11 protein-coding genes are annotated in these 14,179 nt (G+C 58.7%); 7 read left to right on the forward strand and 4 right to left on the reverse strand.

Annotation, left to right across the window (positions count from 1 at the left end; translation table 11 throughout):
• Nucleotides 1-52 precede the first annotated feature (52 nt).
• Nucleotides 53-2,638, forward strand: a complete 2,586-nt coding sequence (locus Z945_RS0111840; RefSeq protein WP_025052322.1) for a methyl-accepting chemotaxis protein — start codon at nt 53-55, stop codon at nt 2,636-2,638.
• 36 nt (nt 2,639-2,674) lie between these two features.
• Here the strand turns inward: Z945_RS0111840 and metG are convergent, their stop codons facing one another.
• The 3 genes from metG to Z945_RS0111855 all read right to left on the reverse strand — a co-directional run bounded on the left by metG (nt 2,675) and on the right by Z945_RS0111855 (nt 6,910).
• Nucleotides 2,675-4,387 carry a methionine--tRNA ligase gene (gene metG / locus Z945_RS0111845; RefSeq protein ID WP_025052323.1) on the reverse strand — a complete coding sequence of 571 codons (1,713 nt, stop codon included), beginning with the start codon at nt 4,385-4,387 and terminating at the stop codon, nt 2,675-2,677.
• A gap of 51 nt (nt 4,388-4,438) precedes the next feature.
• Nucleotides 4,439-5,602, reverse strand: coding sequence for a serine hydrolase domain-containing protein (locus tag Z945_RS0111850; RefSeq protein WP_025052324.1), 1,164 nt, complete (start codon nt 5,600-5,602; stop codon nt 4,439-4,441).
• A gap of 66 nt (nt 5,603-5,668) precedes the next feature.
• Entirely contained in the window at nt 5,669-6,910 is a 1,242-nt protein-coding gene (locus tag Z945_RS0111855) for an MFS transporter (protein WP_025052325.1), read from the reverse strand.
• Nucleotides 6,911-7,091: 181 nt separating this feature from the next.
• On the opposite strand from Z945_RS0111855, the gene Z945_RS0111860 reads away from it, so the two are divergent.
• The 4 genes from Z945_RS0111860 to Z945_RS0111875 all read left to right on the forward strand — a co-directional run bounded on the left by Z945_RS0111860 (nt 7,092) and on the right by Z945_RS0111875 (nt 11,194).
• A complete protein-coding gene (locus Z945_RS0111860; RefSeq protein ID WP_025052326.1) occupies nt 7,092-8,135 on the forward strand; it encodes an aldo/keto reductase in 1,044 nt (347 codons plus the stop codon).
• 133 nt (nt 8,136-8,268) lie between these two features.
• Nucleotides 8,269-9,177: a 3-dehydrocarnitine:acetyl-CoA trimethylamine transferase BcoG gene (gene bcoG, locus Z945_RS0111865; RefSeq protein WP_025052327.1), complete on the forward strand. Its 909-nt coding sequence runs from the start codon at nt 8,269-8,271 to the stop codon at nt 9,175-9,177.
• Nucleotides 9,174-9,725: a lipocalin/fatty-acid binding family protein gene (locus Z945_RS0111870; RefSeq protein WP_025052328.1), complete on the forward strand. Its 552-nt coding sequence runs from the start codon at nt 9,174-9,176 to the stop codon at nt 9,723-9,725. The genes bcoG and Z945_RS0111870 overlap by 4 nt, the downstream gene beginning before the upstream one ends.
• Entirely contained in the window at nt 9,722-11,194 is a 1,473-nt protein-coding gene (locus tag Z945_RS0111875; RefSeq protein ID WP_025052329.1) for a carnitine 3-dehydrogenase, read from the forward strand. The genes Z945_RS0111870 and Z945_RS0111875 overlap by 4 nt, the downstream gene beginning before the upstream one ends.
• An 80-nt stretch (nt 11,195-11,274) precedes the next feature.
• On the opposite strand, the gene Z945_RS0111880 is transcribed toward Z945_RS0111875, so the two are convergent.
• Nucleotides 11,275-12,135 carry a helix-turn-helix domain-containing protein gene (locus Z945_RS0111880; protein WP_025052330.1) on the reverse strand — a complete coding sequence of 287 codons (861 nt, stop codon included), beginning with the start codon at nt 12,133-12,135 and terminating at the stop codon, nt 11,275-11,277.
• An 84-nt stretch (nt 12,136-12,219) separates the two neighbouring features.
• Here Z945_RS0111880 and Z945_RS0111885 point away from each other — a divergent pair, with 84 nt between their 5' ends.
• Nucleotides 12,220-13,191: a fatty acid desaturase gene (locus Z945_RS0111885; protein ID WP_025052331.1), complete on the forward strand. Its 972-nt coding sequence runs from the start codon at nt 12,220-12,222 to the stop codon at nt 13,189-13,191.
• A gap of 15 nt (nt 13,192-13,206) precedes the next feature.
• On the forward strand, nt 13,207-14,124 hold the full coding sequence (locus tag Z945_RS0111890) for a DMT family transporter (protein ID WP_037971037.1): 918 nt from the start codon (nt 13,207-13,209) through the stop codon (nt 14,122-14,124).
• Nucleotides 14,125-14,179: the final 55 nt, after the last annotated feature.

Below are 14,179 nucleotides of genomic sequence, written 5' to 3' on the forward strand. Positions count from 1 at the left end.
AAGGCTGATGTCAGACCCCTGCGGGTCACCAGATCAGGCAAAGGAACCCCAGATGCACAGTGACACCGCCCAGACACGCCGCGTTCACCCGCTTCAATCGCTGTTTTTCAAATGTATGCTCATGACTGTGGTTTGCGTGATAACAGTTGTGGCTGTGATCGAATATCAAAGCCTGTCTGCCGCAACGAAAGCTGCCGAGAAAGCGATCAAACTGCGCGGTGCTGAAGTCACGGAACTCCTTGCCATGCAGATGGGGGGATCGATCAAATTCGCGAATATCGAAGCCATTGACCGGACTGTGACCGATGTCATTGATGCGGCAGGTGAAGATGCGAAAGGGGCGATGGTATTCGACAGCGAAGGCAGGATTTTGTTCGAAACTTCTGTCAGACTGCCCGAGGAAACGCGGGCTGATATCCGTGCTCTCATACAACAAAGTCTCGACGCCGGTGAACCTGTCGTTTCTGCGGACGGAATGATCTCCGCAGATGTCAGCAGATATGGCGCAACTGCAACGACGGTTGGTGGTGTGGTCACGGTCTGGACCCCGGAATATGCAGTTGCCACAGCATTCCAGTCGCATATGCAGACATTGCTTTTGGGCCTTGGCGTGCTTGTCTTGGGCCTGATCTCTTCGGGCATTTATTTGCGCATGCGGATGTCACAGCCCTTGGTCCAGTTAGAAGGTGCCATGACAAGTGTTGCCGAAGGCAAATTCGACATCGATATCCCTCATATCAACCGCCGCGATGAGGTTGGCCAGATGGCCCAACGATTGCATGAATTTCGCCTGTCGCTCGATGCAGCCCAAACCGCGCAAATCGAAGCAGGATTCAAAGGCGCAGCATTCGAAGGTTCCTCCGCCGCGATGATGATGGTGAACGAAGGCCTCGAGATCATCTTTGCCAACCCCTCCTGTCAAAAGCTGATCGCAGACCTTGGGCCCGACCTGAAAAACGTTTGGCCCGGTGTTACCGCTGATACACTCACCGGACGCAATCTCGGTGCCATTTCGCGGCTGAAGGCTGTGTTCGAAACCGCTGGGCAGGGCAAGCAAGCATCAGATGCCGGACCGGTCTACCCGCCCGTCGCACTGCGCGTTGGTTCCCGCATGATCCGGATCAAGATCAGCCCTGCCTATAATCAGAGCGGTGCCTTGTTCGGCTACGTTATCGAGTGGGCAGACCGCACAAAATCCGAAAAAGATGCTGCTGTAATCGGTGCCATGAATACCGCGCAGGCCAGTATCGAATTCGGCAAGGATGGCAAAGTGACAGCAGCCAACCAGAATTTCCTCGACATGATTAATGGTCGGTTTGAGGATACGGCTGTCTGTTCCCTGTCCAGAATGTTTGCAAACAACCTCGACAATGATCCGCAGGGCCATGAATTCGCGACACAGGTGTTGGCGGAAGAGATGCGGGAGGGCCGGTTCTCGGCCTACAGCGTTCATGCGGATCGCACGTTTGTTTTACAGGGCAGCTTTGCCGTGACAAAGGACGAAGACGGGGCACCGGATCGCGTTGTCTTTATTGGTACCAACATAACGGATCAGGCTGAAGCGGCGCAGGCTGCCGAAATGGTGCGGCAACGTTCCGCAGAAGAACAGGACCGTGTAGTCGAAGTATTGGGGGCTGCCTTGCGAAAGCTCGCTGATGGCGACCTGCGGACAGACATCACCGACGACCTTCCACATGATTACATTCGGTTACGCACTGACTTTAACGAAACCGTGGGTTCGCTGCGCGATGCAATTTCTGCCGTGATCCACAATTCCGATTCAATTCGCAACGAGACTACGGAAATCACATCAGCGGCTGATGACCTGTCGCGTCGGACTGAAAAACAGGCAGCAACGCTTGAGGAAACGGCGGCTGCCCTTGATGAACTGACAGCCTCTGTGCGTTCCGCTGCGGAAGGTGCCGATGACGCGAGCAAAATGTCTGAGGAGGCACAAAATAATGCCCAGCAGGGTGGTGAAGTGGCCCGCAAGGCAGTCTCGGCGATGGACGGCATTAAAACGTCTTCCCAAGAAATCTCGAAAATTACCAGCGTGATCGACGATATCGCATTCCAAACCAATCTGCTGGCGCTAAATGCCGGCGTGGAGGCTGCGCGCGCAGGAGAGGCCGGCCGAGGATTTGCGGTCGTCGCAACCGAAGTGCGTGCTTTGGCACAACGGTCGTCGGATGCCGCCCGTGAAATCAACCAGTTGATCAACTCCAGTGGCGAACAGGTCCAGCAGGGTGTCGACCTTGTGGACCGTACCGGGGCGGCATTGGATGCAATCGTGACCTCCGTCGCGGAGATATCCAAACGCGTCGGCAATATCGCGGCCTCAGCGCGTGAACAATCCAGCGGTTTGGCCGAAATCAATGCGGCCGTAAACGAGTTGGATCACGTCACCCAGCAAAACGCGGCTATGTTCGAGGAAACAACAGCCGCTAGCCATGCTCTGACCTCGGAAGCAGATTCGCTGGTCAATGCTGTGTCGCGCTTCAAGCTGGATGGTGTGCAAATTACACAGCGTGCGGCAGCACCCCGCCCGGTGCCGCAACCGCGCCCCGCGACCCCTCAAAGCGTGGGCAATGCCGCGCTGAAGGTGCAAGAAGATCTGGACAGCTGGGAAGAGTTCTGAGCCGACAGGCTCAGATTGTTGCAAGAGGGCGCGTGATCAGTCGCGCGTGCCCGCAAACCGCTCTGACCATTCGGCGACATTGTCGTCCGTTATCTTGGCAAAGAGCACATCAGGCACTTCGAAGACATGACCGGGTTCCAGAGTATCCAGCGCGGCGGGCACATCATCGGGCCATGAGGCCTCCGGTGTTTTCATAGCCTCGAGCATGCTGGCGGCTGCGGTCGGAATAAACGGGGCGGACAACCGTGCATAAAGCGGGATCAGGTTCAGCGCCAACCGGACTTGTGCGGCAGCCTTGTCTGGATCGGTCTTGAAGGTGGTCCAGGGGGCTTCGGCTTGCAAATACTCGTTTCCGGCAGCCCAAATCGCCCGTAACTCCTGCGCGGACTTGCGCACTTCGATCGCGTCCATCTGCGCCTCATATCGGGTCACACGCTCGGTAATATCGGCGATCAGCGCCTCTTCTGCGGGGCCATAGGCGCCCGCTTCGGGCACAGCCTCGCCGAACTTGGAACGGCAGAACTTAGTGATGCGGCTGATAAAATTTCCCAGCACATCGGCCAGATCCTTGTTAACGGAGGACTGGAAATTTTCCCATGTGAACTCAGCATCTGATGTCTCGGGCGCGTGCGACAAGAGCCACCAGCGCCAGTAATCAGCCGGTAAGATGTCCAGGGCCTGGTCCATAAATACCCCGCGCCCGCGCGAGGTTGAGAACTGCCCGCCATCATAGGTCAGGTAATTAAACGACTTGATGTAGTCGACCAACTTCCACGGCTCGCCCGACCCCATGATCGTGGCAGGAAAGCTGAGGGTGTGAAACGGCACGTTGTCCTTGCCCATGAACTGGGTATAGCGCACGTCGTCGGCACCTTTGTCCGTGCGCCACCAGCGTTCCCAATCGGTGCCTTTGCCTGCTTCGACCCATTCGGCTCCACAGGCGATATATTCAATTGGCGCGTCGAACCAGACATAGAATACCTTGCCTTCCATGCCCGGCCAATCCGCATCACCGCGTTTCACAGGAACGCCCCAATTCAGGTCACGGGTGATGCCCCTGTCCTGCAATCCATCGCCGTCGTGCAGCCATTTCTTGGCGATCGAGGTGGTCAGCACCGGCCAATCGGTCTTTGTGTTGATCCAGCTGTCCAGCTGGTCTTTCATCTGGCTTTGCCGCAAAAACAGATGTTTCGTGTCACGCATTTCGAGATTGGTGGAGCCTGAGATCGTACTGCGCGGGTCGATTAAATCGACGGGGTCAAGTTGCTTGGTGCAATTGTCACATTGGTCGCCGCGTGCGGAATCGAACCCGCAATTGGGGCAGGTGCCCTCGATATAACGGTCCGGCAAAAACCGGCCGTCCGCGATGGAATAGACCTGTTGCTGGGTCACTTCCTCGATCAGCCCCTGATCGGCCAAGACACCAGCAAAGTGCTGGGTCAGCTTGTGGTTTTGGGGCGAGGAAGAGCGCCCGAAATGATCAAAGGACATCCCGAACCCTTCGGCGATACTGGCCTGCACCCCGTGCATTTCGGCGCAGTACTGATCCACCGGCTTGCCCGCCTTGGCGGCGGCCAGTTCTGCGGGGGTGCCGTGTTCATCGGTGGCGCAGAGGAACAGAACCTCATGCCCACGGGTGCGCAAATAGCGTGCATAGAGGTCCGCCGGAAGCTGGCTGCCCACCAGATTACCGAGATGTTTGATCCCATTGATATAGGGGATGGCGGAGGTGATAAGGTGGCGTGCCATGACTGTTCCTTTGCGCGGGTCTGCCTCACATAGACCGCTTGGTGCGCAGGATCAATTCGTCGCAGGCACCCTTTGCAGATAGGGCGCAATTGCTTTGCGCAAATCGCTGTAGGCTTTCTTGTCCAGATCACCCTGCCAATTCGCAACAAATGTCGCTCCGGTATCACTGGTGACAAAGAGCGCACCGTGCTGGCGGCTGGCTTTCTTGCTTTCCCAAAGTCCGGTGTGGTGGATTAGGTAGCCGCCGGTCCGCTGCGGGGTTTGAAAAACGCCAAGTCCGGACTTACGCCGCTCGTAGTAGGCGAAATCCTCTGGGGTGGCGACCCAATCGCGCTCTGGGGCGTACCAATGCATCACAAAACGGGCATAATCTTCGGAGGAAACAGACCATCCGCCAAACCCGGCGGTGGCCCACATGCGCCCGCCAACAATAGCACCAAGTGCCCCCGCCGGGGCCATCACAAGGGGCTGGCAGGTCTCCTCATATGACTGGCCGGACAATGCGACGATAACCTGACCGAGGATGGCGTAATTGACATTGGAATAGAAGAACTTTCCCTTTTTCGGTAGGTGCGCGGGGTTCGTCAGCGCCTCGCGCGCGATGTTTTGCTGGGTGTAAAGGTTGCGTCCTTCGCCTGCGGTGTCCATGCCCTTCAGGTTTTTGGTAAACCCCGTGGTGTGATTGGCCAAAGCCGCCAGCGTGATGGACCGAACGCCCGCTTGTGGCGGCATGTTCAACCGGGCGAGCACAGAGGCAAGGTCGCCCAATGTGCTGGTCCAGCCATACTCTGTTTCTGCCAGCATTTTATTCAGGCACATCGCCGTGATTGCCTTTGACAGGCTGGCGACAGGGTAGGGTGTATCGGGGCTGCGGCGCAGGTTCGCGCTTTGCAAGATCTGTCCATGTCGGCCAAGGCTCATCGCTCCAGCAGTCAAGTTATATTCAGCCATCCAATTGCGCCAAACCTGTTCCGCCCCGGCAAGGTCGAACTCGAAGGGAGTCTGAGGCAAAGCGGGTACTACGGACTCAGTGACCTCCATGCCACCTGCCGGTTTGCCGACCGAACCCGGCACAAGATCGCTAATCGTTTGCGCGGTTTTATCGGCATCGCTTTGCCCACTCGGTGCGATTTGCATGGTGACTGGACTGCCACGATAGGCGTTTATGGCATAGCCTGCCAACATCAGGCACAACATCAATATATAACTGCGCATCAGGCGACCTCCGCTTGCGCCTTTCGCCTAGTGGAAAAGCGTGCATTTCATGAGGCTGAAAAGCGGCTATTTTTTGGGCGCGGTGTTCTTCTTGTTCCTGTCCGCGCGCAGCAGGCGGCCGATGGTAAAGCTGGTGCGCGGGGCATAGACATAGGGCGTTCGCTCGGTCTTGGTGGCCCGCACGCGCATCCGGCTGAGGCCGAATATTACCAGCGTCGCGTGACCCACCGAGATCATCGCGAACATCGCCGCGGGGCCATAGCTGTCGATCAACACCGAAGCGATATAGGGCGCAAAAATCGCACCGACCGCGAACCAGAACATCAGGGCGGCCGAAAGCTCTACCCGTTCGTCATCACTTGCAAAATCATGCGCATGGGCCGCTGCCACGGAAAAGATCGGAAAGGTTGTCAGCCCGAACAAACCTGCTGCGAACATGATGCCCATGGTGCCTAAACCTGCTGAAAAAGCGGTGACGGTGCAGCTGCCAATCGCGGCGATGGACAACCAGATCAGCACCCAGCGCCGGTCATATTTGTCAGCCATCCAACCGACTGGAAATTGCGCCAAAGCACCACCGAGTACGAAGGCAGAGAGGAACCAGGCGATTTGTCCCGCGCTCAGTCCGACTTCCTGGCCGTAGATCGGACCGGCCATACGAAACGACGCGCTGGATAGGGCAGCGACGACCACACCTGCCGCCGCCAGAGGGGAGCGTGCAAAGGCAAGCGCCGGGCGCAACCGGGGGGAATCAGGCGTCGAGGGTTGTTTGATTGTGGTGAGCGTCAGCGGCAGAATGGCAGCGCAACACCCGATGGCCAGAAGGTTGTAGGAAACATAAGAGGCCGGTGCCAGGATACCCACGATCATCTGTGCGCCCAGGCTGCCTGTCATATCGACAGCGCGGTAGATGCCCATCGCACGGCCACGCGTTGCATTGGTGACCTTCGCCTGTAGCCATGCCTCGATCACCGTGTAGCAGCCTGCAACGCAAAGTCCCGACGCAATGCGCATCGCGGCCCAGGCATAGGCATCCAGCACCAGCATGTGGGCGATAAGCCCGATGGCACCTGTCGCAGTGAATGCCGCGAAAGCGCGGCTGTGGCCGACGCTGCCCATCAGGCGCGGGGCCCACCAGCATCCGATAAAAAACCCAAAGAAATGTGCCGAACCCAGCAGACCCAGTTCCTGTCGTGAAAAACCGAGCTCCGTGCCCGACAATACATCAAGCGGTCCGACCCCGCCCGAGGACAGCTGCAACAGCAGAACCGATAGAAACAGGGCAGCAAAGGAAATGAGCAAGCGCATGTGGACAGATAGGCGCCTTTTGCAATCCATCCCAAGCGGAAAGTCGACAAAGCGGGTCGTTTCCGGGGGCCAACTTAAGAAACTGGTACAAAATTTGCGTTATTCGGGCTTGTAGATGCATCGCGGGGCCGTAGGGTCTGGGGCTGACGCCATCAGACATCGGCAAAGGAAAGATCGCGCTATGAAGACACGCAAATTGGGCGGCAGCCTGTTGGATGTATCGCAGCTTTGCCTTGGGTCGATGACATGGGGCACCCAGAACACTGCCGAGGAAGGGCACGACCAGATTGACCGTGCGCTCGACGCGGGGATCAATTTCATCGACACTGCCGAGATGTATCCGGTCAACCCTGTTTCTGCCGAAACAACGGGCCGGACAGAGCGGATTATCGGGCTTTGGTTGGAACGGGACATGCGCCGGAATGATGTGGTGATCGCCACAAAACACTCTGGGGCAGGGCTGGCTCATGTACGCGAAGGGGCGCCGATCTCTTCCCAGACCATCGCCGAAACGGTCGAAGGGTCGCTACGGCGGTTGAAGACCGATTACATCGACCTCTACCAGTTTCATTGGCCCAATCGGGGCAGTTATATGTTCCGCAAGAACTGGAGCTATGACCCGTCCGGGCAAAACCGTGCCGATACGCTGGCCCATATGGAAGATGCGCTGGGCGCGTTGCAAGCCGAAGTGAAGCGCGGCACAATTCGGTATTTCGGGCTGAGCAACGAAAGCGCGTGGGGCATGACCCAGTGGGCCGAGGCCGCCCGGCGCACCGGCGGGCCGCGCCCGATTTCGGTGCAGAACGAATACTCGTTGATGTGCCGCATGGCCGATACCGACGTGGCCGAGGCCTGTATCAATGAGAGCATTGATATGTTCGCCTTTTCACCGCTGGCCGCCGGATTGCTGACCGGAAAGTATCAGGACGGCAAAGTGCCCGACGGCTCGCGGATGTCGCTGAATGGGGATCTGGGCGGGCGTAAGACCGACCGAGCGTTTGAAGCGGTCGAAGCCTATTTGAAACTGGCAAAGGACCACGGGTTGGAGCCGGTGCAGATGGCTCTGGCCTGGTGCATGCAGCGTCCTTTCATGGGGTCGGTCATCTTTGGTGCGACCACGATGGACCAGTTGGAGTTGGCTTTGGGGGCGGATGCGGTGGACCTGAGCGATGAGGTGCTGACCGCGCTGGACGACATTCACCGCGCACATCCGATGCCGTACTAGCGACCGGAAACTTTCAAAGTTTCCGTCCGTTTTCAAAGAAAGAAAACGAAGCCGGCCCTGTCGCTTTCTGCATGGCCTTTGCCCAGCGCCTGTCGCATGTTCGGTCAGAACGATCGAGTAAGGAGCGCCGCCGATGCCACTTTCAATGAACCGCGAAGTTTTTATCACCTGCGCTGTCACCGGTTCGGGCGGCAGCCAGGACCGCAGCCCCCATGTGCCCCGCTCGCCCCAGCAGATTGCCGACAGCGCGATTGCGGCGGCCAAGGCGGGGGCTGCGGTGGTGCACTGCCATGTGCGCGATCCAGAGACGGGAACGCCCAGCCGGGATTTGGCATATTACCGCGAAGTCACCGACCGTATCCGAGACAGTGAGACGGATGTCGTGCTGAACCTGACGGCAGGCATGGGCGGCGACATCATCTTTGGGGATGTGGAAAAACCTTTCCCCGTCCGCGAAGGCACGGACATGGTGGGCGCAACAGAACGGGTGGCCCATATCGCGGAATGCCTGCCGGAAATCTGCACACTGGATTGTGGCACGATGAATTTTGCCGAAGCCGATTACGTCATGACCAACACGCCCGGCATGCTGACTGCGATGGGCGGGATGATGACCAAGCTAGGCGTGAAGCCCGAGATCGAGGCCTTTGACACCGGGCATTTATGGTATGCAAAACAATTGGTTGCCGATGGCGTGCTGGACAGTCCCGCGCTTGTACAACTGTGCATGGGCGTGCCTTGGGGCGCGCCGGATGACCTGAATACTTTCATGGCGATGGTGAACAACGTGCCTTCTGATTGGACGTTTTCTGGCTTTGGGTTGGGGCGCAACCAGATGGCCTATGTCGCTGCTTCCGTGCTTGCCGGTGGCAACGTGCGCGTGGGGCTGGAGGACAACCTCTGGCTCGAAAAAGGGGTGCTGGCCGAAAATTACCAGCTGGTCGAACGGGCCGTTTCCATCATCGAGAATATAGGGGCAAGGGTTATCGGGCCTGAGGATGTGCGCGCCAAGCTGGGGCTGGAAAAGCGCGCGCCGACGTGAACTGGAGCAATTTCCGTAAACGGGACTTTGAAAGCCACACAAAGAGCACCGGACGTGCTTTGCGCCTGCGCCGTTGGATTGCACCATTGGCGAGCGCGGTGCTGATCGCTGCATGTGCCGCAACAACACCCATGCCGGATGTCCAGATTGGTTTGCGCAATCCGACCGTCCCGCTAGGTGGGACCAGCCGCTTTGATGCGGCGCGGTTTGCGGGAGAGTGGCACACGGTGGCCTGTTCGGGAGTTTGTGCAACGGCAGAACGCTACACGATGGCAACGGATGCCGTCTATCTCCGACAAACCGCCGAGGGGCAGACACCATATTCAATCGCTGCACCCGGCGTGCTGAAGCAGATAGGCGGGACAGACACACTGGTCGTGATGTGGGTCGACGAGGGCTTTCGCACCGCAGCGGTGGGGGACGCGGACGGCGGGTGGGCCGCAATTCTGGACCGACGCCGCGCTCCCGGTGTGGACCGGGTGAAAGCAGCGCGTGAGATATTGGATTTCAACGGCTGGGATATCAGCAAGCTGAGGATGGCGAAATGACGAGAACAGCGGCAATCATTGGCGGTGGCGTGATCGGCGGGGGCTGGGCGGCGCGGTTTGCGCTGAATGGCTGGAATGTCCGGGTGTTCGACCCTGACCCGGAGGCAGAGCGCAAGATTGGCGAGGTGATGGACAATGCCCGCAGGTCTTTGCCGGGACTGACAGATGTGGCCTTGCCCGACGCGGGCCAAATCAGTTTTCACAGCGCCATTCAGGAAGCGGTCGAGGGCACAGAGTGGATACAGGAGAGCGTGCCGGAGCGGCTGGACATCAAGCACAAGACCTTTAGTGCGATCCAGCAGGCCTGCGATCCGGAAGCGGTGATCGGGTCGTCCACCTCCGGGTTCAAACCAAGCGAATTGCAAGAAGGTGCTGCGCGGCCCGGTCAGATCATGGTCGCGCATCCGTTTAACCCGGTCTACCTGCTGCCACTGGTCGAACTGGTGCCGGGGGAAGCCGGTGACGCAACCCTCATCGAGCGCGCCAAGACGACGCTCTCGTCGCTCGGGATGTATCCGTTGCGCCTGAAAAAAGAGATCGACGCCCATGTGGCAGACCGGTTTCTGGAGGCGGTCTGGCGTGAGGCGCTGTGGCTGGTCAAGGACGGCATCGCCACCACCGAAGAGATCGACAACGCGATCCGGTATGGCTTTGGCATCCGCTGGGCGCAGATGGGCCTGTTTGAAACCTACCGCGTGGCAGGCGGCGAAGCGGGGATGAAGCACTTCATGGCGCAGTTCGGGCCTGCGTTGAAATGGCCCTGGACCAAACTGATGGACGTGCCGGAATTCACCGATGATCTGGTCGAGCTGATCGCAAGACAGTCGGACGCGCAATCGGGTGCCTATTCGATCCGCGAACTGGAGCGGATCAGGGACAACAATCTGGTGACCATCATGCGCGGCCTCAAGGCGCAGGATTGGGGCGCGGGCGCGTTGCTGAATGCGCAGGAAAACCTGATGCGGGCGGGGACGCCTTTGGGCGCGCGGGCCGATGATGTGTCTGCTGACGCACCGGTGCTGACCGCACGGCGCACCGTGCCGTTGGACTGGACAGACTACAACGGCCACATGACCGAAAGCCGCTATTTGCAGGCCTTTGCCGATGCGACGGACCGGTTTATGCAGATGATCGGCTGCGATGCGGAATACATCTCGAAGGGCGGAAGCTATTTCACCGCCGAGACCCATATCAGGCATCTGGACGAGGTGCTTGCGGGGGCCGTGATCGAGATTTCGACGCAAGTGATCTTGGGCGAAGGCAAAAAGATGCACCTTTGGCACGAGATGCGCGAGGGCGACCGGCTTTTGGCAACAGGAGAGCACTTTTTGCTGCATGTCTCGCTCGAGACGCGCAAACCTGCGTCGCCGTCACCGCAGATCGAAGCATCGCTGGGCCGGATCGCACAGGGGCATGCCGCCTTGCCAAGGCCAAACGGTTTGGGCCGGGCGATTGGTGGGCCTCGATAGAACCTGAGCCGGTCCTGACCGGAATCAGAGCGGATATTATGTGGGTTCAGCGCCTACTTTGTACCGCGCTGGCAAGGAGCTTACCGGATCAGTGGACGCATATCAGTCAGAACAGAGGCGAAGTCGCGGGCGGTATGTTTGGCCTCACGGATAAGTACATCGAAATCACGGGTAAAGGTCTCGATCCGGCGACGGTCACGGAAGGCCATATAGTGACCGCCGGTGTAAAACACCGCGAGTAGGGGGCCAAAGACGGTGACGGGCGCGGAATAAAGGCGCCGGGCGTCGAATTGATAGAGCCGTAAGCGGGGGTAGAGTTGTTCGGCGAGATCGATAAGCCGATCCGTCTGCGCAAGGCGCGTTGCTACCGGCAGTCCGGTGTAATACCCGGTTCCGCGTATAAAACTCTCGATTTCAAACAAGGGCAGGGCGATTTCATATTCCGAACCTGCTTGCCGCATCCAGTCCAACCGGTCACGGGATGCGCCGATGGCCTGCATTGTCGTGCGTCCCAGATGCGGCCCATATTCCCAAGCCAGCATCTCTTCGGTTTTCAACATATCCGGCAGGGTCGCCGGGACATGCCGGATTTTGTAGCCTGCGGCCTCGCGGTGCCAGGCGAATATCTGTTCGTCGACCAATGCGCGGGGGGCCTGAGAAATGGCAAAACTGTTGGACAACAGATCAGCGGCGGATTCAGGTCGGTCGGACAAGCCAAGCAGCCAATCAGATGAGACGCCCAGCGCATGCGCGCAGGCTGCGACCAGATGGGCCCCCGGCAACCGGGTGCCATCGGTCCCCAGCACTTGAGACAGTGTCGACCGGTCAGTTCTAACAGCGCGCGCCAAGGCACTTTGACTCAGACCCGCTGACTGCAAGGCCTGTGCCAAGCGCTCACGAAAGAGGGCCGCGCGATCATATCTGTCGAGATTTTCCGCCATTTGGTGATTATTATCACAGCATAGGGCGTTTGTTAATCATTATCGGAATGGCGAAGCGCGCAACGGGAAGACAGGATCGGCATCATGTCATTGCCCTACCACTCCCGAGCCTTCTCCGTCTCAATCACATCAAACAACGCGGCACCTGCTGTGTCGTTCTGGGCTCGAACGCGGGACTTGGCCTGGCCCACATTCGGGATGGCGTTGCTCTGTGCAGCCCTATTTTGCTTTACACTGATGGCACCCTTCGGTCCAAACGCACTTCATTGGACGGCGCTTGTTCTTGCGCTGACACTGCATTCTTCGCTCAGTCACGAACTGCTGCACGGACACCCTTTGGGCAAAGGCTGGATCGCGACGCTTGTGGGTATCTTTCAGCCCGGACTTTTTGTGCCTTACCTGCGGTTTCGCGCGCTGCATCTGGCGCATCACCGCGACGCTGACCTGACCGATCCCTATGACGATCCTGAAAGCAACTATCTGGACCCCGCCAAATGGCATCGCCTATGGCGGTGGCAACAATGGGTGCTGCGCTTTAACAACACGCTTTTGGGGCGCATGTTAATCGGACCGGTGATCGGGATCGGCGCATTCGTGTTGTCTGATCTGCGGGCGGTCCGGGCCGGTCAGATCGACGTGCTGCGCGACTGGCTGGCCCATCTGCCCGGCGTGATCCTGACGCTTTGGCTCGTTGACCTGTCCCCGATGGATCTGCCCGCCTATTTAGGAGCATGCTATGCGGCGCTGTCGGTGCTGCGCATCCGTACCTTTCTGGAACACCGCGCACATGAGCGCAGCTCTGCCCGGACCGTGATCATTGAAGATCGTGGACTGCTGGCGCTTTTGTTTCTGAACAACAATTACCATTTGGTGCATCACATGCATCCGCAGGTGGCCTGGTACCGATTACCTGCGATTTATCATGCACGAAAGAGCCGGTTTCAGAACCGCAACCAAGGCTATGTGTACCGTTCCTATGCACAGGTGTTCGCGCAATACTTCCTGCGTGCCAAAGACCCCGTAGCGCATCCGCACTGGCAAGGCAGACGCGATTGAGCCTATAGCGGTGTCATGACCTTTGCACTGCCTGATCTGTGGATCCTCGTAACCCTTGCCGCCGCCGCTTTTCAGACGGTGCGCTTCATGCTGCAAAAACACCTGTCGACCGATACGCTATCGGCGGGTGGCGCGACCTTTGCGCGGTTCCTCTATTCGCTGCCGTTCATCATGGTACTGTTGCTGGCCTATCTGGGTCTGGGGGACGTCTCCTTGCCACAGGTGGGGGCGGGATTCTGGGGCTTCGGCCTTCTAGGCGCAGTATCGCAGATATTGGCAACGGTTTGCGTGGTGCTTTTATTCAAGCAGCGCAACTTCGCCGTGGGGATCACCTTCAAGAAAACCGAAGTGATACAGACAGTACTGGTCGGCTGGCTCTTGCTGGGCGAGGGCGTGTCGGCCTTGGGCTTCGCGGCAATCGCGCTGGGCATCCTCGGGCTTTTGATCTTATCAGGGGCCGAGGGCGCGAAGGGCATCAAACTGTCCGATCTGCGCAACCGTGCGGCCGGCCTGGGGATCGTAAGCGGCGTTCTTTTTGCCTTTTCTGCTGTCAGTTATCGCGGCGCGACGATGGCCGTCAGCACCGAGGACGCGGTGCTGCGGGCGGTGGTGACGCTGGCGGCGGTGGTTACGATGCAGACGGCCCTGATGCTGGTCTGGCTGCGCCTGCGCGAACCCGGAGAGATCGGTGCCGTCTGGTCCGCACGCCGCGTGGCCCTGTGGATCGGACTGACCAGCATGGGCGGATCGCTGTGCTGGTTCATCGCCTTTGCCTTGCAAAACGCAGCCTATGTTAAGGCGCTGGGACAGGTGGAACTGATCCTGTCATTGCTGGCGTCGACCCTGTTTTTCCGCGAGCGGATCACGGGGCGGGAGTTGGTGGGGATGGGCGTGCTGCTGGGGTCGATCTTGATGCTTGTGTTGGTGATTTGAAAAGTCGCTGAAATCATGGTTGGTGTTCGTCGACTTGGTGGATGTGAAGAGAAGG

Origin of the sequence: Sulfitobacter noctilucae, assembly GCF_000622365.1 — a bacterium.
Classification (GTDB): Bacteria; Pseudomonadota; Alphaproteobacteria; order Rhodobacterales; family Rhodobacteraceae; genus Sulfitobacter; species Sulfitobacter noctilucae.

Bases quoted from the DNA above. Each gene is read 5' to 3' on its own strand.
- bcoG (WP_025052327.1), top strand. From the start codon at position 8,269: ATGCCACTTTCAATGAACCGCGAAGTTTTTATCACCTGCGCTGTCACC.
- Z945_RS0111890 (WP_037971037.1), top strand. From the start codon at position 13,207: ATGACCTTTGCACTGCCTGATCTGTGGATCCTCGTAACCCTTGCCGCC.
- Z945_RS0111850 (WP_025052324.1), bottom strand. From the start codon at position 5,602: ATGCGCAGTTATATATTGATGTTGTGCCTGATGTTGGCAGGCTATGCC.
- Z945_RS0111860 (WP_025052326.1), top strand. From the start codon at position 7,092: ATGAAGACACGCAAATTGGGCGGCAGCCTGTTGGATGTATCGCAGCTT.
- Z945_RS0111875 (WP_025052329.1), top strand. From the start codon at position 9,722: ATGACGAGAACAGCGGCAATCATTGGCGGTGGCGTGATCGGCGGGGGC.
- Z945_RS0111880 (WP_025052330.1), bottom strand. From the start codon at position 12,135: ATGGCGGAAAATCTCGACAGATATGATCGCGCGGCCCTCTTTCGTGAG.
- Z945_RS0111855 (WP_025052325.1), bottom strand. From the start codon at position 6,910: ATGCGCTTGCTCATTTCCTTTGCTGCCCTGTTTCTATCGGTTCTGCTG.
- Z945_RS0111885 (WP_025052331.1), top strand. From the start codon at position 12,220: ATGTCATTGCCCTACCACTCCCGAGCCTTCTCCGTCTCAATCACATCA.
- metG (WP_025052323.1), bottom strand. From the start codon at position 4,387: ATGGCACGCCACCTTATCACCTCCGCCATCCCCTATATCAATGGGATC.
- Z945_RS0111840 (WP_025052322.1), top strand. From the start codon at position 53: ATGCACAGTGACACCGCCCAGACACGCCGCGTTCACCCGCTTCAATCG.